This is a genomic window from Isoptericola sp. b515 (genome assembly GCF_030588125.1).
Lineage (GTDB): Bacteria > Actinomycetota > Actinomycetes > Actinomycetales > Cellulomonadaceae > Isoptericola > Isoptericola sediminis.
Map to the genome: position 1 here is coordinate 235,350 of NZ_JAUQYR010000004.1, position 18,767 is coordinate 254,116.

15 protein-coding genes are annotated in these 18,767 nt (G+C 73.9%); 8 read left to right on the top strand and 7 right to left on the bottom strand.

Features of this window, described 5'->3' with window-relative positions; genetic code table 11:
- Position 1: 1 nt before the first annotated feature.
- Positions 2–622, bottom strand: coding sequence for a dTDP-4-dehydrorhamnose 3,5-epimerase family protein (locus Q6350_RS13060; RefSeq protein WP_305066402.1), 621 nt, complete (start codon positions 620–622; stop codon positions 2–4).
- A gap of 45 nt (positions 623–667) precedes the next feature.
- On the opposite strand from Q6350_RS13060, the gene rfbD reads away from it, so the two are divergent.
- Entirely contained in the window at positions 668–1,591 is a 924-nt protein-coding gene (gene rfbD, locus Q6350_RS13065) for a dTDP-4-dehydrorhamnose reductase (RefSeq protein ID WP_305066403.1), read from the top strand.
- On the opposite strand, the gene rfbA is transcribed toward rfbD, so the two are convergent.
- Together rfbA and Q6350_RS13075 are read right to left on the bottom strand one after the other, a co-directional pair.
- A complete protein-coding gene (gene rfbA, locus Q6350_RS13070) occupies positions 1,564–2,427 on the bottom strand; it encodes a glucose-1-phosphate thymidylyltransferase RfbA (protein WP_305066405.1) in 864 nt (287 codons plus the stop codon). The two genes, rfbD and rfbA, sit on opposite strands and share 28 nt — an antisense overlap.
- A 136-nt stretch (positions 2,428–2,563) precedes the next feature.
- The gene (locus tag Q6350_RS13075) at positions 2,564–4,336 is read right to left on the bottom strand and encodes an ATP-binding protein (protein WP_305066407.1); all 1,773 of its coding nucleotides are present in this window, start codon (positions 4,334–4,336) and stop codon (positions 2,564–2,566) included.
- A 230-nt stretch (positions 4,337–4,566) separates the two neighbouring features.
- On the opposite strand from Q6350_RS13075, the gene Q6350_RS13080 reads away from it, so the two are divergent.
- Positions 4,567–5,229: a hypothetical protein gene (locus Q6350_RS13080; RefSeq protein WP_305066408.1), complete on the top strand. Its 663-nt coding sequence runs from the start codon at positions 4,567–4,569 to the stop codon at positions 5,227–5,229.
- Between the two features lie 177 nt (positions 5,230–5,406).
- On the opposite strand, the gene Q6350_RS13085 is transcribed toward Q6350_RS13080, so the two are convergent.
- Positions 5,407–6,696, bottom strand: coding sequence for an ATP-binding protein (locus tag Q6350_RS13085; RefSeq protein WP_305066409.1), 1,290 nt, complete (start codon positions 6,694–6,696; stop codon positions 5,407–5,409).
- Between the two features lie 129 nt (positions 6,697–6,825).
- On the opposite strand from Q6350_RS13085, the gene Q6350_RS13090 reads away from it, so the two are divergent.
- From Q6350_RS13090 to Q6350_RS13110, 5 genes are all read left to right on the top strand, one after another.
- On the top strand, positions 6,826–8,460 hold the full coding sequence (locus Q6350_RS13090; protein WP_305066410.1) for a DUF2142 domain-containing protein: 1,635 nt from the start codon (positions 6,826–6,828) through the stop codon (positions 8,458–8,460).
- 94 nt (positions 8,461–8,554) lie between these two features.
- Positions 8,555–9,502, top strand: coding sequence for a glycosyltransferase family 2 protein (locus Q6350_RS13095; RefSeq protein ID WP_304603171.1), 948 nt, complete (start codon positions 8,555–8,557; stop codon positions 9,500–9,502).
- Positions 9,499–10,686, top strand: a complete 1,188-nt coding sequence (locus Q6350_RS13100; protein ID WP_305066412.1) for a glycosyltransferase — start codon at positions 9,499–9,501, stop codon at positions 10,684–10,686. Before Q6350_RS13095 ends, Q6350_RS13100 begins: the two co-directional genes overlap by 4 nt.
- Complete coding sequence (locus Q6350_RS13105) at positions 10,683–12,464, top strand: bifunctional 2-polyprenyl-6-hydroxyphenol methylase/3-demethylubiquinol 3-O-methyltransferase UbiG (RefSeq protein WP_305066413.1); 1,782 nt, start codon at positions 10,683–10,685, stop codon at positions 12,462–12,464. Before Q6350_RS13100 ends, Q6350_RS13105 begins: the two co-directional genes overlap by 4 nt.
- Positions 12,461–13,201 carry a bifunctional 2-polyprenyl-6-hydroxyphenol methylase/3-demethylubiquinol 3-O-methyltransferase UbiG gene (locus Q6350_RS13110; protein ID WP_305066414.1) on the top strand — a complete coding sequence of 247 codons (741 nt, stop codon included), beginning with the start codon at positions 12,461–12,463 and terminating at the stop codon, positions 13,199–13,201. The genes Q6350_RS13105 and Q6350_RS13110 overlap by 4 nt, the downstream gene beginning before the upstream one ends.
- A 105-nt stretch (positions 13,202–13,306) precedes the next feature.
- Here the strand turns inward: Q6350_RS13110 and Q6350_RS13115 are convergent, their stop codons facing one another.
- From Q6350_RS13115 to Q6350_RS13125, 3 genes are read right to left on the bottom strand one after another with little or no spacing between them, the layout of a single operon-like run.
- Complete coding sequence (locus Q6350_RS13115; protein ID WP_305066415.1) at positions 13,307–14,296, bottom strand: LCP family protein; 990 nt, start codon at positions 14,294–14,296, stop codon at positions 13,307–13,309.
- Positions 14,293–15,918, bottom strand: coding sequence for a glycosyltransferase (locus Q6350_RS13120; RefSeq protein WP_305066416.1), 1,626 nt, complete (start codon positions 15,916–15,918; stop codon positions 14,293–14,295). Before Q6350_RS13120 ends, Q6350_RS13115 begins: the two co-directional genes overlap by 4 nt.
- On the bottom strand, positions 15,915–17,393 hold the full coding sequence (locus tag Q6350_RS13125; protein ID WP_305066417.1) for a glycosyltransferase family 4 protein: 1,479 nt from the start codon (positions 17,391–17,393) through the stop codon (positions 15,915–15,917). The genes Q6350_RS13120 and Q6350_RS13125 overlap by 4 nt, the downstream gene beginning before the upstream one ends.
- A gap of 237 nt (positions 17,394–17,630) precedes the next feature.
- On the opposite strand from Q6350_RS13125, the gene Q6350_RS13130 reads away from it, so the two are divergent.
- Complete coding sequence (locus tag Q6350_RS13130) at positions 17,631–18,644, top strand: LCP family protein (protein WP_304603180.1); 1,014 nt, start codon at positions 17,631–17,633, stop codon at positions 18,642–18,644.
- Positions 18,645–18,767: the final 123 nt, after the last annotated feature.

The window sequence follows — 18,767 nt, forward strand, 5'->3', positions numbered from 1 at the left end:
GTCAGCGGCGCCGGAGGGTCGCCAGGTAGTCCTCGACGACCTCGACGGCGGGCAGCAGGCCCTGCTCCTGGGCCTCGGCCAGCGTCGGAGCCGCCGCGTCTTTCTCAGAGAGCTGCGGGGTGATCGGCGACCCGTCGCGGGCCGTCGTCGGCCAGGCGATCCCGATCGCGGGGTCGAGCGGGTGGACGCCGTGCTCGGCCCCCGGGTCGTATCCCGACGAGCACAGGTACATGACCGTGGAGTCGTCCTCCAGGGACAGGAAGGCATGGCCCAGGCCCTCGCCGACGTACACGGCCCGCCGGTCGACGTCGTCGAGCAGCACGGAGTCCCACCGGCCGAACGTCGGGGATCCGACCCGGAGGTCGACGACGACGTCGAGTACCGCGCCGCGCGGACACGTGACGTACTTGGCCTGCCCGGGCGGGACGTCGGTGACGTGGATGCCGCGCAGCACACCGGCCGCCGAGACCGAGCAGTTGGCCTGTTGCAGGTCCAGCTCGTGGCCCAGGTGATCGGCGAACGTCGACGCCTTGAACCACTCCAGGAAGACGCCGCGCGGGTCGCCGTGCTGACGGGGCGTGATCTCGTACGCGCCGGGCACTCCCAGCTCACTGAACTGCACGGACGGCCTCCCGGTGTCGATGGTCCCGCCCCTAGGATGCTACGCATGGCTCCCGTCGATCGGGCCCAGCGTTGGGCCGTCCTGGGTGCGGGCGGCATGCTCGGCCGCGACCTCGTCGACGTCCTCACGGACGCCGGTGCCTCGGTGCGGGCGTTTACGCACGCCGACCTGGACATCACCGAGGCCGACGCCACCCGGCGCGCGCTCGCCGGGGCCGACGTCGTGGTCAACGCCGCCGCTTGGACCGACGTCGACGCGGCCGAGACCCACGAGTCCGAGGCGATGGCCGTCAACGCCGTCGGTGCCGCCCACGTGGCACGGGCGGCCCGGCTGGCCGGTGCGCGGCTGGTCCATCTGTCCACCGACTACGTGTTCGACGGCCACCACGCCGCCCCGTACCCGGAGGACGCGCCCACGGCGCCGGAATCGATCTACGGGCGTTCGAAGGCCGCGGGGGAGCGGGCCGTGCGCGACGAGGCCTTCGACCACCTCATCGTGCGGACCGCCTGGCTCTACGGTGCCCACGGACGGTGCTTCCCCCGCACGATCGCCCGGCTGGCCGCCGAGCGCGACCGGCTCGCGGTCGTCCACGACCAGGTCGGCCAGCCCACGTGGTCCCGGGACCTAGCCGAGCTGATCGTGCGGCTGGTCTCCGCCCGTGCTCCGGCGGGCACGTACCACGGCACCGCGTCGGGCCGGACGTCCTGGTTCGGGTTCGCGCGGCAGATCCTGACGACCACCGGGTCCACGGCCCAGCTCGACCGCGTCCCGAGCGAGGCCCTCCCCCGACCGGCGCGCCGCCCCCGGTTCTCCGTGCTCGCCCACGACGCGTTGCGCCGTGCCGGGGTGCAGCCGATCGGGGACTGGGCCGACCGCTGGGACGTCGCCGCGCCGTCGGTCCTGGCGGGGATCGCCGCGGTGCCCGGGGCCCCGGAGGCTGGCTATCCGTCGAGCAGCGTGAGCAGGTAGGTGCCGTAGCCGGACTTCACGAGCGGCTCGGCCCGCCCGCGCAGCTCGTCGTCGGACAGGAACCCGCGACGCCACGCCACCTCCTCCGGAGCACCGATCTTGAGGCCCTGGCGCTGCTCCACCGTGCGCACGAAGTCGCTGGCGTCGATGAGCGAGTCGAACGTGCCGGTGTCTAGCCACGCAGTGCCGCGGGGCAGCACCTCGACGTGCAGGCGCCCCTGGTCTAGGTAGTGCCGGTTGATGTCGGTGATCTCGTACTCGCCGCGGGCGGACGGCGTGAGGCCCTTGGCGACCTCGACCACCTCGGCGTCGTAGAAGTACAGGCCCGGCACCGCGTACCGCGACCGCGGCCGGGCGGGCTTCTCCTCGATGGACCGGGCGATCCCGTCGTCGTCGAACTCGATGACGCCGTACGCCGTCGGGTCGGCCACGCGGTAGGCGAAGATCGAGCCGCCGTCGACGTCGGTGAAGCGTTGGAGCTGGTCGCCCAGGCCCTGGCCGTAGAAGATGTTGTCACCCAGCACGAGCGCGGCCGGCCCGCCGGCGAGGAACTCCTCGCCGAGCACGAACGCCTGCGCCAGCCCGTTCGGCTCCTCCTGCACGGCGTACTCGAGCGAGATGCCGAACTGCGAACCGTCCCCGAGCAGCCGCCGGAACTGCTCGGCGTCGTGCGGGGTGGTGATGACGAGGATGTCCCGGATCCCCGCGAGCAGCAGCGTCGACAGCGGGTAGTAGATCATCGGCTTGTCGTAGACGGGCACGAGCTGCTTGCTCACCCCGAGCGTGATCGGGTGCAGCCGCGTGCCGGACCCGCCGGCCAGGATGATGCCGCGCATGGTGCCGATGATGTCACGCGGATCTCACGAAGATCTTGGCCCTCTCAGGAGCCCGCCCCGGGAGGACTGGCCGAAATCCAGGCTCTGCTGTCCACGTTTGTCCGCTCAGCATGTGACCGCCCCCAGCTCCCGGTCGTCAGCGGGAGGCGTTCCGTGAGGGTGCCGACAGCACGTAGTGAAACCCCTTGCCCCGGCGAGAGGGCCAGGCGGGCTCCACGAGGCCCTCGTCCTCGAGGATGCGGAGGGCTCCCCCGACGTTGGTGGGGGATGCGTCGACGAGCCCTCCGAGCTCGGTGGAGCTGATGCGTCCGCGTTCCCTCACGTAGTCCCGGGCGATGGTCTCGCGGCGGGGTATCGGCCGGGTGTACGCCAGTTCCTGGTCGAGGTCGGAGAGGCGCTCCCGCGCGGCGGACGTCAGTATCCACACAGGGTCTGCGGAGTCAGGAACACCGTTGAGCCTCTGGACCAACGGTCGTCCTCCGACGGAAGCGCGTGAGAGTCGGGCGAGGACTCCTGAAGCCCGTTCGACGGTGTCCTGGATGAGACGAGAGCTCTGTAGCGGGTCGGTCCATCGACGATCGACCAGCTGTCGCAGGACGAGCAGAGTGTTGACGTCGTCGGACTGCTCGATCGGTTCGACCTCGTCGAGCCAGGCGACCCACGGTTCGTCCACCTCCTCGGCGATCAGCGACGCGCGAACGTTCGGTCCGCCGATCTCCTCGATCTGCGGCCGGGGGTGGCCGCGTCGAATCATCTCGCCGATCATCCGGTCCACGCCCACGCCCTCTCTCTCAGCCACGCGGAGTGCCGCGAGGAGCTCGCTGAGGGCACGGTTCCGTGACCTGGACGGGTGCGTGATGATGTTGTCCGGCGTCACGCCACCCACGAAGCCGCCGGGGCTCGTGACGCGCAGAGACCGGCCGACCTGCTCGACAAGGGTGGACTCCGGGCTTGCCCACTCGCGATGGGCGACACCGTTGACGACCGCCTCGCGTGCGGCGCGCAGGGGGATCTCTCGCTGCTGCCCGATCACGAGCCCTCGTCGGACGTGCACAGCCGGCGTGTTGGCCTCGAGGGCTGCCAGCAGCTCGCCGAGCTCTTCGAGCAGCGACCGGTCGCGGCGTCGCACTCGGGTCAGGCTGTCGCCGCCCTGGTGCTCACGCTTGACGTAGTCGAGACACGGGTCCCCGCGGCCGACGAACGCGATGACGCCGGCGTTGGTGAGGTATCCGTCCGGGGTCACAACATTCAGCCGGCGGAGCAGGTCGAGGTCCGGCTGTCGTGCGAGCTCCGCCGCGTGCGGCTCTGTCGAAGCCAGCAGCATGTCCCGAGCCTGCTGCACGGCGCCCGGTCGGACCTGATCGGCGGTGACGGTCGACGGGTCGGAAGACCAGTCGTAGTGCAGGGCGGCCATCCGTTTCGCATGCCAGGTGTGGGGATCGACGTCGACGCAGTTGGCACCCACGCGCCATCGGATCCGGCCGTCGACGCGGATCGGCTCCAACGCCTGAGGCGCAAGGACCACCAGGAGCCTGGTGCCGCGACAGGTGCGGACCCCGATGTCAACGGTGAGAGACCGGCTGCTCAGTTCCCACAGCCGATGGCGCAGCCAGTCGGCATCGAGCTCGGTGCCGATCAGGTCGCCATCGTCGGAGACGCCGACGATGAGTGCTCCGCCGCCGGGAGTGTTGGCCATGCAGGCGGCCGCGGCGGCCAGCTCCCTGGCTGCCAGTTCGTTGTTCGCTAGTCCGGGTCCGACCGCGCCGCTCTTGTCCCGGCGGCCGTGTTCCTCCTTGAGATCGACGACTTGTCGCTCGACGCTCTCGTCCACGGGGCGGCCGTCGTCGAGGGCGTCGAGGATCGAACGCACGGCGATCTGGACCGGGCTGTCGTCGAAGAGTGTGTTCATCGGGCCCCGCTCACCTCGATCATAATTAACAGGTGTGTTAATTATAGGAGAGGCAGTCGGGAGGCGCGAGGTATAGGTAAGTGGCGCCGTCACGAGTCGGCGTGCCCCGACCCCTGCCGGACCATCGGCGTCGTGCGCTAGCGTGACGCCCACCACAACCGAAAACGGCCCGTGCCAGAGGCGGCAACCTCTGACCGGGCCTGACCACCACGAGAGATAGGACCTCTCTGATGGCTACGGCCGACGATATCAGCGCGCCCCCGCCACCCCCGGTGCGCCTCAACGCCCACGCGCCGCTGTGGCGCCTCGTCGACGCCCTGGCCGCCGCCGGCTGGGGCGATCTGCGCGACGCCCCGCAGAGCGTGCGCAGCTACCTGCTCGCCCTGGCCCGCCTCGCCGACCCGCGCACCGCCGTCGTCGAGACCACCGACGCCCAGGCGGCCGAACGCGCGGGCGTCTCGGTGCGGACCGTCATCCGTGCCCGCCGGTGGCTCCAGCATCGCGGCGTCGTCGTGATGCTGCGCCGCGGCGCACGGCAGGGGCTGCGCGGCGTGCCGTCCCTGCTGCGGGTGACCAAGCGGGTCCTGGTCGCGCTGCTGCCCGCCTCCCGATGTGCGAAGGACGCCCGCGCCCGACGTCGGGCCGCCCGGCCGGGCGGAGCACCCGGCCTGCGCGTCCCCAACCTGACACGGTGGCAGGCCTTCCCCTCCTGGCGGAGGAACACGGCGCCGCCCGCCGCGCCGCCGTCGGCGGGCGCCCGACGCCGGCCCGCGCCTGTCCAGGCACGCCAGCGCGCCGCGGCCGCGGCGGCCTCCGCGCACCCGCCGCGCGCCGCGACGATCGCCGCCGCCCGGGCGGCGGTGCGTTCCCTGTCGGTGGCTGAAGGAGGGTGAGAGGTCTGGCCGACCGAGACCGAATGTGTGCAACAGGCCGTTGCACGATTGCCCTGGCGGCATGTGACCGTGCTCCTGGACCGCCTTGCCACTCGCGAGGAGCGCGACTGATATGCCGAGAGGGCGGGCGCCACATGGCCCTCGTCTGCAGGCAGATCCATGCGCCCCATGGTGGGGTCAGGGGCCGAGCATCCTGACGGGGATCACATGCACTCCGTCCTCATGGCGACGGTAGGCGATGCCGCCGTTCGTGATCACGGCGGCGAAGGCCGGCTCACCGCTGCGTGAGGTGTCGACCTTGTCGCGCAACGTCGTGAGGCCGTGGGCGGCCCGGTCGATCGTCTCCGGGCGGGAGCCGAGCTTGACCTCGATGGCCGCCCACCGACCGTCCGGCACTTCGACCACCACGTCGGCCTCCAGGCCGCGCTCGTCGCGATAGTGCAGCACGCGTCCACCGAGCGGCTGGGCGTAGACACGGAGGTCTCGGGTGACCAGAGACTCGAAGAGGAACCCCAGGGTCTGCAGGTCCTCCGTGAGCGGCCCGGCATGGATTCCCAGGGCTGCTGCTGCCAGGGCGGGGTCGACGAAGTGCCGCTTCGACCGTGACGCGACACGTGTGCGCGACCGGAGGTGCGGGGACCATGCCGGCTGGTCCTCGACGATCCTGAGCCGCCGCATGGCGTCGAGGTGCTCGGTGGCGGTCGCCCGGTGGGTCGCGTCGGCGCCCGAGTCCGGGTCGCCCTCGCGGACGTCCCTGGCGATCGTGGCGTCCCCGGCGAGAGTGGCCACGTTCCGGGCGAGGGAGCGCATGACACGCCACGCCTTGTCCGGGTCGCGACGGACGCGCGACACCTGCGGGATGTCGTAGTTCCGGATGATGTCCAGGTAGTCGCGATTCGCGCGTGCTGCGGCACGAACCGGCTTGTCGACGTTGGTGGGCCATCCGCCCCCGACGACCCGCTCGGCGATCTCGTGGACGGCGTCGGTCGGGTTCCAGGCGCTGTCGTACCCGTCGGCATCCGCGCCGTCGAACAGGCCTGCCAGCGACACCTCACCGCTGGAGTGGCCGCTCTCGGCGAGGGCCATCGGCCGCATCTCGATGATGGTGAAGCGTCCGGCACCGCTGTGACGGCGGATGTCGTCGTCGGGCGTCGAGGACCCTGTGAGGATGAACTGCCCCGGGTGCTCCCGCCGGTCGACCTCACGGCGGACCAGGTTCCACAGGTCGGGCGCCAGCTGCCACTCGTCCAGGAGGACGGGGGTCTCGCCCCGCAGCAGCAGCGACGGATCCACCTCGAGGGCGGCGGTGATCCGCGGATCGGCCACGTCGTCGAGGTGGACACGCGTCCCCGCGACCCGGTGGGCCGACGACGTCTTGCCGCAGGCCTTCGGCCCCTCGACGAGCACGGCTCCAGCGGTCTGCAGGCCGTCGGAGATCTCCTCGTCGACGACGCGCGGTCGGTACATGTTGCGCCTCCCACCAGCGATCCTGGCCTCAATGTACACCTGTCGCAGCCTATCGATCAGCACTTTACGCAGGTGTCCGGTGGGCAGCTGTCGCAGGCGACACCGTCGTCCGCCTGCCACAATGACACTGTGACGCGAGACACGCCGTCGGCCGAGCGTGCCTATCGCCGCACCCTCGCCCTGCTGACCCTCGTCGTCGCCCTGTGGTCGGTGGCCTGGGCGGTGCTCACCCCCGGCTTCCGGTCGCCCGACGAGCAGAACCACCTCAACAGCGCCGTGCGCATCGCCTACGGCGGCGGGTGGCCGGCGCCGGGGGAGGCGCGGTTCGCGCCGGTGACCGAGCAGGCCGTCGAGGAGGCCGCCTACCCGGCCGACCTGCCCGGACGCTGGCGGTACCGCCCCGACGAGACCCAGTTCGTCGACCTCACACCCGTCCCGGCCGACGAGCGCGTCCGCATCGACGCCGGCAACGCGCTGCCCCCGCCCGTCAGCAACGCCACCGTCGACCAGATGACGCAGCACCCGCCCGCCTACTACGTGCTCGGTGCCGGCGTCCTGCGCCTCACCGGCACCGCCGACGCGCGCTGGGACGTCGCCCTGCTCGCGCTGCGCCTGCTCGACGTCGCCCTGCTCACCGCGACGGTGCCGCTCGCCGCCGCGACCACCCGCCGGCTGACGGGGTCCCGCTCGGCCGCGCTGCTCGCCGCCCCGTTCCCGCTGCTGATCCCGCAGGTCGGGCACATCCTGGGCGCCGCGAACAACGACGCCCTCGTGGTGCTCACCGGCGCCGGCGTCACCTACCTGTCCGCCCGCGTGGTCACCGGGGACCAACGCTGGCGCACCGCCGTCAGCCTGGGTCTGGTGCTCGGGGTCGGCCTGCTGACCAAGGTGATGCTCGCGTTCGCGATCCCTACCGTCGTCGCCGCCTACCTGCTCGCCCCGGGGCCGCGCTCCCGGCCGCGGGCCGGCCCGTCGGTGCTCGCCCGCAGCGGGCGGGGCCTCGTCGCCCTGGCGGTCGCCTTCGTCGTCGGGGGCTGGTGGTGGGCCCGCAACTGGATCGTCGACGGTGCCGTGCAGCCGGTCGGGCTGCCGCGCGACTACGACGGCATGACCCGGGTGCCGGCGGACCAGGTGCTGGAGGAGGCGGTCGGCCGCACCGCCCAGGCGTTCTTCGGCAACCTGTCCTGGCTGGAGATCCACCTGCCCGGCACCTTCGTCGCGACCGGCTCGACGGTGCTGGTCGTGGCGGCACTGGTCGCCGTGGCGCTGCCCGGGGCGCGGCGCGGGGCCGTGACCGTCGCCCTGCTGCCGCTCGCGCTGGCCGCGGGCGTCGTCGGCAACGCGCTGCAGGGTTGGTCGGAGACTGGCGTGCTCGTCGCCCTGCAGGGCCGCTACGTGTTCGGCGGGCTGGCCGCGCTGGCGACGCTGCTGGCTATCGCCGTGTGGCAGCTGTGCCTGCGCCGCGAACGCTGGACCGCCGTCGTCGTGCCCGGGTTCACGACGCTCGCCGTCGCGGCCGGTGCCGCGGGGCTGGTGTGGGCGTTCGGGGCGATGTACCGCGGGCCGGGGGAGTCGGCGGCGCAGGCGTGGGAGCGCTGGGCCGCGTGGAGCCCGATGAGCGGCACCGCGATCGCCGTCGTGCTCGTGGTCGTCGCGCTCGGGTTCGTCACCGGGCTAGTCGCCGCCTGGCGGTGGCGCGCCCCGGGCGCGCCGCGCGCACCCCGCGACGATGCGTCCGGTCAGCCGTCAGCGCTCGATGACTGACCCGCCGCATCGCACCGGGTCGGACCCGCGTGGCTAGACTCGCGCACGTCAGCGCCCCGGCGCTGCCCACCGCCGTCGGACCGGAGAGGGCTCGATGAAGCTCGTCGTGCAGATCCCCTGCCTCAACGAGGCCGACACCCTCCCGCTCGTGCTGGCGACCCTGCCGCGCGAGGTCGACGGGTTCGACGAGGTGGAGTGGCTCGTCATCGACGACGGCTCCACCGACGGCACCGCCGACGTCGCGCGCAACCTCGGCGTCGACCACGTGCTGCGGCACACCGCCACGATGGGGCTGGCCCGCTCCTTCCGCGACGGCGTCGACTTCGCCCTGGCCCACGGCGCCGACGTGGTGGTCAACACGGACGGCGACAACCAGTACCCCTCGAACCGGGTCGGGGACCTCGCCGCGCCGATCCTCGCCGGCGAGGCCGACATCGTGGTCGCCGACCGCCAGACCGCCACCATCGAGCACTTCAGCCCGTTCAAGAAGCGCATGCAGCGCCTCGGGTCGCGGGTGGTCAGCGCCGCCGCGAACACCTCGCTGCCCGACGCCGCCAGCGGGTTCCGCGCCTACTCGCGCGCCGCGCTGCTGCGCCTGAACGTCATCACGCAGTTCAGCTACACCATGGAGACGATCATCCAGGCGGGCAACAAGCACCTGCGGATCGTCTCGGTGCCGGTGGTCACCAACGCCAAGACCCGCGAGTCGCGGCTGTTCCGCAACATCTGGCAGCACATGGGGCGGTCCGCCCGGGCGATCGTGCGCAGCTCGATCATGTTCCGACCCCACCTGGTGTTCCTGACCCTGGCGGCGCTGTTCTTCCTCGCCTCGGCGGTGCCGGCCGTCCGGTTCCTCGTGTTCTTCGCCCAGGGCGAGGGCGACGGGCACGTGCAGTCCCTCATCTTCGCCGCCGCCATGCTGGTGGGCACCCTGCTGTGCCTGGCCCTGCTGGTCCTCGCGGACCTGCAACGCACCAACCGCATCCTCGTCGAGGACACCCTGGAACGGGTCAAGAACCTGCAGTACGGGCGCGACACGTGATCGTCGCGTTCGGCACGTACGACGCCGCCCGGCACCCCCGCGCCGGCGTCCTGATCGCCGGGCTGCGCGCCCACGGCCACCGCGTCGAGGAGCTGAACCGCCCCCTCGGGTTCTCCACCGCCGAGCGGGTCCGGATGCTGCGCCAGCCCTGGCGGCTGCCGCTGCTGGTGGTTCGCCTGCTGACCTGCTGGCTCGCGCTCGTGCGCGACGGCGTCGCCCACCGTCGCGCGCACGGCGCCCCGGACGCGCTGCTCGTCGGCTACCTCGGTCACTTCGACGTCGTCCTCGCCCGCCTGCTGCACCCGCGCACCCCGGTGATCCTCGACCACCTCGTGTTCGCCGCCGACACCGCGACCGACCGCGGCGCCCGCGGCCTGCGCGTGCGGCTGCTGCACGGGCTGGACCGGCTCGCCCTGGCCTGCGCCGACGTCGTCGTCGTCGACACCGACGAGCACCGCGCGATGCTGCCCGGGGGCCTGTTCGCGCCGGCCGTCCGGACCCGCTCCCGCCGGACGCGGCAGGCGGTCGTCGTGCCCGTCGGGGCGCCCGAGGCGTGGTTCGCGGCCGTGCGCGACGGCGGTACGTCCGACGAGGGCACGTCCGACGACGGCACCCGGGACGACGCCGGACCCTTGCGGGTCGTCTTCTTCGGCCTGTTCACACCGCTGCAGGGGGCCGTGGTCATCGCCGAGGCGCTCGCCGACGCCCTGCCCCGCGCCGCCGCCGCGGGCCGACCGATCACCGCCACCCTCGCGGGCACCGGCCAGGACCACGACGCCGCCCGTGCCGCGCTCGCCGGCGTCCCCGGCGTCACCTGGCACGACTGGGTCGAACCCGGCGACCTGCCCGGGCTCGTCGCCGACCACGACGTCTGCCTCGGCATCCTCGGGGCCACCCCCAAGGCGCTCCGCGTCGTGCCCAACAAGGTGTTCCAAGGCCTCGCCGCCGGCTGCGTGGTCGTCACCTCCGACACCCCGCCCCAGCGCCGCCTGCTCGGCGACCACCTCGAGCTCGTCCCCGCCGGGGACGCCGCGGCCCTGGCCGACCGGCTCGTCGCGCTGACCGACCCGGCCGAGCTGGCCGCCGCCCGGACCCGTGCCCGTGCCGGGCGGGACGCCGTCCGGCCCGCCGCCGTCGTCGGCCCGCTCCTCGACGCCCTCGCCGCCCGCGGGGTGCGGCCGTGACCGGCACGCCTGCCGGCCGCACGCACGCCGCCGGTGCCGGACGCCCCGGCGCCGTCGCCCGCCTGCTCGCCGTGCTGCGCTCGCCGTGGGTGCGCTGGGGGTTCCTCGTCCTGGCGCTGGCGCTGGCGGTGTACGCCGTGGTCTCCGTGCAGGACGAGCTGGCCGACGCCGCCGCCGCGCTGTCCGCGGGCCGGCTCGCCGCGGCCGCGCTGCTCGCGGTGCTGTTCGTCGGCTGCACGCTGCTGTCCTGGCGGGCCGTGCTGGCCGACCTCGGCTCCCCGCTCGGGCCGCGCACCGCCGTCGCCGTGTTCGGCATCAGCCAGCTCGGCAAGTACGTGCCCGGCGGGGTGTGGAACGTCGTCGCCGCGGCCGAGGTCGGCGCCGACCACGGCGTCCCGCGCCGCCGCACCGTGACCGCCACCGCCGTCGCCACCGGTGTCGGGCTCGTCTCCGGGGCGGTCGTCGGCGTCGTCGCGCTGCCGTTCCTCGCCGTCGAGACCCTGCAGGGCTGGAGCTGGGTGCTCTGGCTGCTGCCCGCCGTCGTCGTGCTGCTCCTGCCGCCCGTGCTGAACCGGCTCCTCGACGCGGCGCTGCGCCTGGCCCGTCGCCTCCCGCTGGAGCACCCGCTGTCCTGGCGGGGTCTGGGGGCCGCCGCCGGCTGGGCCGTGGCCGGGTGGCTGCTCGCCGGCGGCCAGGTGTGGCTGCTCGCCACCGGTCTCGGCATGGCGAGCGACGTGCGCACCGCGGCGCTCGCCGTGGGCGGGTACGCGCTGGCCTGGATGGTCGGTTTCCTCGTCGTCGTGGTGCCCGCCGGTGCCGGGGCCCGCGAGCTCGTGCTGCTCGCCGTCCTCGCCGGGGCGCTGCCCCACGCCGAGGTGCTGCTCGTCGTGCTGGTCAGCCGGGTCCTGGTCACCCTCGCCGACCTGCTGTTCGCCGGGCTCGGGGCGCTCGGGCGCCGGCCCGCCGGGGTGCGGTTCGCCCCGCTGGCGCCGCGGGCCTGGCTGCGCTGGGACGTCGTGCGGCGCCTGCTGCCAGCCACCCGGTCCACGGTGCTGGAGATCGGCTGCGGGCAGGGCGGGGTCGGCATGCGGATCGCCGTGCGCCACGACTACACCGCCGTGGAGCTCGACGCCGACTCGTGCCGCGTCGCTCGGGAGCGCCTGGCGGCCGTCGACCCGGACGCCCGGGTGCTGCACGGGGACCTGACGGTGCTGCCGCCCGAGGAGCGGTTCGACGTCGTGTGCGCGTTCGAGGTGATCGAGCACGTCGAGGACGACGCCGCGGCGCTGGTCGAGTGGGCCGCCCGGGTGCGCCCCGGCGGGATGCTGCTGCTGTCCACCCCCGCCGACCCCGACCGGTTCGGCCCGTGGGACGAGATGGCCGGCCACTACCGCCGCTACGACCCGGACGACCTGCGGGAACTCCTGAGCGCTGCCGGGCTGGCCGACGTCGTCGTGCGCCGCTACGACGCCCCGCTGGGGTACCTGCTCGAGGCCGTCCGCGACCGTCTCGCCCGGCGTCAGCCGGTCCGTGCCGGTGCGGAGGCACCGGCCGGCGCGGACGTACCGGCCGGTGCACCGGCGTCGGACCCCGGCCTCGCCGCCCGCACCGCCGACTCCGGGCGCCGGCTGCAGCCGCGGGCCCGGCTCACCGGGATCGCGACGGCGGTCGGCACCTGGCCGTTCCGGCTGCTGCAGCGGGCACTGCCGCACGCCGGGACCGGGCTCGTCGCCGTCGGCACCCGCCCGCCGGACCCCGAGCACAGGAGTGACCCGTGAGCACGAACCTGCCGCCTCTGACCCTGTTCGGCGCGCTGCGCTGGGACGTGGTCCGTCGTCGGCTGCCCGCCTCCGGTGTGCGCGTCCTGGAGGTCGGGTGCGGTCAGGGCGCCGTGGGGGTGCGCCTCGCCGCCGCCGGGTACGACTACACCGGCGTCGAGATCGACCGTGCGAGCGCCGAGGTCGCCGACGCCCGGCTGGCCGGCGCCGGGCTGCCGGGACGCGTCGTGCACGGGTCGGTGGAGTCGGCGGGGCTGGCCGGCGGGTTCGACGTGCTGTGCGCCTTCGAGGTGCTCGAGCACCTCGAGGACGACGCCGGGGCGCTGGACTCGTGGTTGCCCCTGCTGCGCCCGGGAGGGCTCGTCCTCGTCTCGACCCCCGCCTGGCAGGACCGGTTCGGCCCGATGGACACCGCCGTCGGCCACCACCGCCGCTACGACCCGCCGCAGATGCGCGAGCTGCTGCGCGGCGCCGGGCTCACCGACGTCGGCGGCCGGCTCTACGGGATGCCGCTCGGTTACGCGCTCGAGGCGGTGCGCAACCGGGTGGCACGGCGGCGGCTGACGACCGACGGGACGACGGCCGCCGAACGCACCGCGCGTTCCGGGCGGCTGTTCCAGCCGTCGTCCGGCGCGACGGGGGCGGCGGTCACGGCCGCCACCTGGCCGTTCCGCCTCGCGCAGCGGGCGTTCCCCCGGACCGGTCCGGCCCTGGTCGCCTGGGGCCGCCGTCCCTGACCCCCGGGGCGTTGTGGGCATGAAATCTGCAGCTCCGCAGGGGGCCAGACCTGCAGATTTCATGCCCACAACGGGCGGACGGGCCGGGGTGCGCAACGGGCGGGATCACGGCGCGTAGTCGGTGCCGTACTGCGCGACGTACTCGTCCATCGTGTCGGTGCGCAGCGCCTCGCCGAGGGCCGCCGTCTGCGCCTCGTCCACGAGGTTCACCGACGCCCCGTCCACCGTGCCGAACCCGGTGATCGGCACCATGAGGCCCACCACGTCGTCGCGGGTCAGCGACGCGGCCAGCGGGACCAGGTCCACGAACTCCTCCACGCCGAGGTCACCCGTGACCTTGACGTTGTTGAACATCAGGGCCACCAGCTCGGCGACCGCCGTCGGGTCGTCGGACGTCTCGGCGATCCGGTCCATCATCCCGATCACCGCCGCCCGCTGCCGCTCCGTGCGGTCGAGGTCGCCCAGCGGCAACCGCTTGCGCTCGCGCACGTAGATGAGGCCGTCGGTGTTCTCCAGCGTGATCCGGCCCTCGGGGAAGTCGACCACGCGCCCGGTCGAGAGCACCTCCACCGTCGAGCGGTGCTTGTTGTCGACCTCGAAACCGTCCAGGGCGCGCGTCAGGTTGATGAACCCGGTGAAGTTGGTCTGCATCGCGCCGTCGATCTCGACGCCGCCGAGCAGCCCCGAGGCCGTGTCCATCAGCGTCTGGGTGCCGCCGCGGGCGAACGCCGAGTTCATCTTGCCCTCGCCGAGCCCCGGGATGTCCACCCACATGTCCCGGGTGAACGACACCAGGTACAGCGCCGACCGGTCGGCGGGGACGTGCGCGAGCATCATCGTGTCCGCGTTGCCGGACAGCGAGGACGCGTCGCGCGAGTCGGTGCCGATGAGCATGATGTCGTGCGCCCCCTCGCCGAGCGGGTCCTTCCGCTCCGGGGCAGGCACCGACTGCTTGGGGGCCGTGCTCGGCTCGGGGCGCACGGTCTCGGTGGGGGCCGGCTCCGCGGTCGTCGAGGCGTCGGTGCACCCGGTGAGCAGGAGCACCCCCGCGGTCGCCAGGGCGGTCAGACGCGCCAGGCGCGATCGGGGAGTCATCCGAGGTCCTTCCGGTTCGAGGTGGCGGCGCCCGCCGCCGCGGCGTACGCCAGGTCGTAGCGCGCCACCAGCTCGCGCCAGGTCCGCCCGGCCGCCACCGCCCGACCCGCCGTCACCTGCGCGGCCCGGGCGTCGTCGTCGGTGAGCAGGTGCTCGACGGCGCCCGCCCAGGCCGCCTCGTCGTCGGGCGTCACGAGCAGCGCCGCCGGGTCGCCGCCGTCGACGGGGGAGCAGACCTCCCGCAGCGCCGGCAGGTCGCCGGCGACCACCGGACGGCCCAGGGCCATCGCCTCCACCGGCTTCAGCGGCGTCACCAGGCGGGTGACCCGGTCCGGTCGCCGCGGCACCAGGACCACGTCGAGCGCCGCCAGGTAGGTGTGCGCGACGTCCCGCGGCACGCGGCCCGGCATCGTGGTGTGCTCGGCGATCCCCAGCTCGGCCGCGAGCCGCAGCAGACCCGGGCGGGCCACGCCGTCGCCGACCACGAGCGCGCCGGCGTCCACCCCGGCGTCCCGCAGCCGGGCGACCGTGCGCAGGATCGTGTCGATGCCCTCGTAGCCCACCACCGAGCTCACCGTGCCGAGCAGGTACCGGGGGCCGGTCAGCCCGAGGCGCTCGCGGGCCGCGCGCGGGTCGAGCGGGTCGGCGTCGAGCAGCGCTTCGTCGACGGCGTTCGGCACGACGGTGATCCGGTCGGCCGGGACCCCCCGGGCCGCCAGCTCGTCGCGCATCGTGCCGCTGAGCGTGACCACGTGGTCGGCGGTCCGGGCCAGCTCGGTCTCCTTGGCGCGGATCAGGGCGAACCGCTCGGACGCGGTCGCCGCCTCGCGGGCCTCCGCGGTCGGGTGCGACGCCGCCCACGTCTCCTCGGGCAGGCCGCGCACCTCGTAGACCCACGGCAGGCCGACCCGGCGGGCGGCCTCGCGGGCCGCGGCTCCCGTGGTCCACGGCGTCGTCGCGTGCACGACGTCGGCCCCGGACCCTCGCACGGCCTCGACCAGCAGCGCGGTCGCGTCCTCGGCACGGCGGGCCGGGTCCGACCGCAGCGAGCGCGGGACCAGCCGGGAGTGCGGCACGCCGTCGACGACGTCGGTCCCGCGGGCGCCCAGCGCCCCGATCGTCAGCGGGTATCCCGCCCGGGTGGTCGCCGTGACCCGGTGGCCGGCGGCGCGCTGGGCCGTGAGGATCGCGTGCGTGCGCAGCGTGTAGCCGCTCTGGGTGTGCGGCAGCGAGTTGGTCAGGTGGTGGTGCACGGCCACCGGGTGCTGCGGCGCGCGGGGCGTCGTGACGCCGGCGGGTGCCTCGGCGGCCGGGTCCGGGGCGAGCGTGGCGGCCTGCCCGAGCAGGGACCGGCGCACCCGTCGCGCCGTGCGACCCTGCGGTTCCGCGTCGCGGATCGCGGTGACGTCGCCGGCCGCCCAGGCGGCGCGCAGCCGGCCGGCCGGCCCGGAGGTGCCGTCCCCGACGACACGCTCGACGCGGGGGACGACGACGGCGCTGAGCCGGGCGGGCAGGCGGCGGCTCGCCTGGAGCACCAGCCAGGCGGGGTCGGTGACCAGGGCCCCGAGGACGAACGAGGCCGTGAACCGCAGGTTGCGCGCGAGCTCGGCCGCGCGGCTCACCGCGCGGTCCTCGGCCGCAGCTCCCCCTCGGGGGCCGGCCGTGACGGGGACGGCAGCGTGGCGCGCGGCGACACCGAGCGCGTGACCAGCACCTCGGGCCCTGCCGACGGGGCCGCGGGCGCGGTGCAGGCCTGGCACGGGCCGCGGCGGTCGGCGGCCGCGTGGTGCGCGGCTGCGTCCGTCAGGTGGTCGACGAGCTGGACGTAGTGCGCACCGAGCACGTCGTCGTCGGCGTTGGCCCGGACCCAGCGTGCCGCGGCCGCCGAGGCGGTCGGGGCCGCGCCGTCGTCCACCCAGGTGCCCCACAGGTCCGCCAGGCCGTCGACGTCGCCCGGCATGACGACGGCGCCGGCGCCGGTGGTGGCGACCAGGTCGGCCGCCTCACCGGCGACGCAGGCGGTGGCGAGACGCCCCGAGGCCATGACCTCGTACAGCTTCGACGGGACCGTCCACTCGAGCGGCTCCCAGTCGCGCAGCGACACCAGCACCGTGTCCGCCCAGGCGTAGAGGTCGCGGATCTGCTCGTGGGGGACGGGGTCGCCCAGCACGACGGGAGCCTCCAGCTGGTCGACCAGGCGGCGGACGGTCCCGAGCTCGGCGCCGGTGCCGACGATCCGGACCTCGACGGCTCGGCCGCGGTCGCGCAGCCGGGCGGCGGCCCGCACGACCGTCTCGAGGTCCTGGGCCCGTCCGATCGTGCCGGCGTAGGCGGCGCGCAGGGGGCGGTGGTGCAGCGGGTGCGTGCTTACCGGGCTCTCCGGGGAGGCGGTGGGCTCCGCGGACCCGGTGCGCACCGGGTCGAACGACGTGCCGTTGCGCACGACGGCCACGCGTCGCACGCCCCGTACCCGCAGCACGTCGGCGAAGGTCTCGGTCGTGGTGACGACCGCGTCGGCCCGGCTCTGCAGGCGGCTGACCGTGCGGTGCACGACGGCGCGAGCGGCGCCCAGCACCCGGGCCTTGAGCGAGCGCCGGGCCCGGAACAGACCGGCCGGCTCGATGAGGTCCGGCCAGGCATCGCGCATCTCCACCACGAACCGGGCGCGCAGCAGACGGGCCACGATCCAGGCGGCGAACATCGACGGGATGCCCGGGACGGTGCCCACCACGACGTCGGGGCGCCGGGTCGGGTGACGGAACAGGCGCAGCCCGAGCACGACCGTGCTCCACGCCGCCACCGCCTGGTCGACGGAGCGGGAACGGAGCCGGTTCGTGTGCTCGCGGAACCGGGTGCGCACGATCCGCTCCCCGTGCACCCCGCGGCTGACACGGCCGGGGCGGTACTCCGGCAGGTCCGCGAACAGGCGACCGCTGGGGTAGTGCGGGGGAGGGGTCAGGACGGACACGTCCACGCCGGCCTCGATGAGCCGGGGGGTCAACGAGCCCCACCGTCGTTGGGGTGCGCCGTGCTCGGGAGCGTAGTGATGGGTGACCAGCAGCAGATGTCGCCGCGACCGTGTCGTCGTGGAGCTCATCCGTCACTTTCGTCTCGTGGTCCGGGCCGGGCGGGTGCCGCACGAGGTGCGGTCGCCCCCGGTAGATGATAGAGGCAACCGGACACACTTTCATCACCCCGTCTTTGCACGTCCGGGCGTCGCCGTCGGATGCCGGGGCCTATCATCTGCGCTGTGACGCATCCCCCGCGCGAGCCGTTGGTCCCTGGAGTCCCCGACGACCCCCCGCCGCAGCGGCACGCCAAGCGACGACCGGGGATGAGCACCACGAGTCGGTCCCTGGTCGTGGTCGGCGTCCTGGTCGCCGTGCTGGCCGGTGCGGCCTTCGGCGGCATGTGGTGGTTCCAGCAGCGCCTCGACGAGAACGTCGAGAAGCTGGGCGACCCGTTCGCCGCCGTGAGCGAGCGGCCGGAGCCGGCCCAGCCGGAGAGCGCCGAGGAGCTCACCGACGTGAACTTCCTGGTCCTGGGATCGGACTCGCGCATCTCGGCCGGCGACCCCTCGCAGTGGGAGGCGGGCGCCCAGCGCACCGACGCCATCATGCTCGTCCACCTTCCCGCCTCCCGGGAGAACGCCGTCGTCGTCTCCATCCCGCGTGACTCCTGGGTCGACATCCCCGGCCACGGGCAGGCGAAGATCAACGCGGCGTTCTCCTACGGCGGGCCGTCGCTGATGATCCAGACCGTCGAGAACCTCACCGACGTGCGGATCAACCACTTCGTGGTGACGGACTTCGACTCGTTCGTGAGCATGACCGACGCGCTGGACGGCGTCCGGATCCGCGTCCCCGAGGACATCGGCGACGGCGACGAGGTCTTCTTCTCCGCCGGCGTGCACATGATGAGCGGCGAGGAGGCCCTGGCCTACACCCGCCAGCGGTACGGGCTGTCGAACGGCGACTTCGGGCGGGTGCAGCGTCAGCAGAACTGGATGCGGGCCATCCTCGGCAAGGTCAACAACAACCGCCGCGACCCCGTGAAGATGACCCGGTTCTTCGAGACCGTCAGCGAGTCGGTGGCTGCGGACGACGAGCTGACGATCGACCGCATGCAGGAGCTGTTCGACCAGGCCTCGGAGATCTCCACCAACGACGTCGTGTTCATGACCGTGCCGTACGAGGGGGTCGGTCGCTCCGCGGACGGTCAGTCGATCGTCGTCCTCGACGAGGATCCGATGACGAAGCTGATGACGGCGATCGGAGACGGCGAGGCGATGTCGTTCATCGAGGAGCACGGCGAGGAGCTCGAGCTGCTGCCCGCGACCGTCAAGTAGGCCGTCCGGCCGGCGGCCCCGCCCGCTCCGCGCGTCCCCCCGCTGTGGGCAGGAAAGATGCCGCCTCGCACCGGTGCGTGCCGACGTAGGCGACCCAGAAGCCCTGCCAGATGCCGACCATGA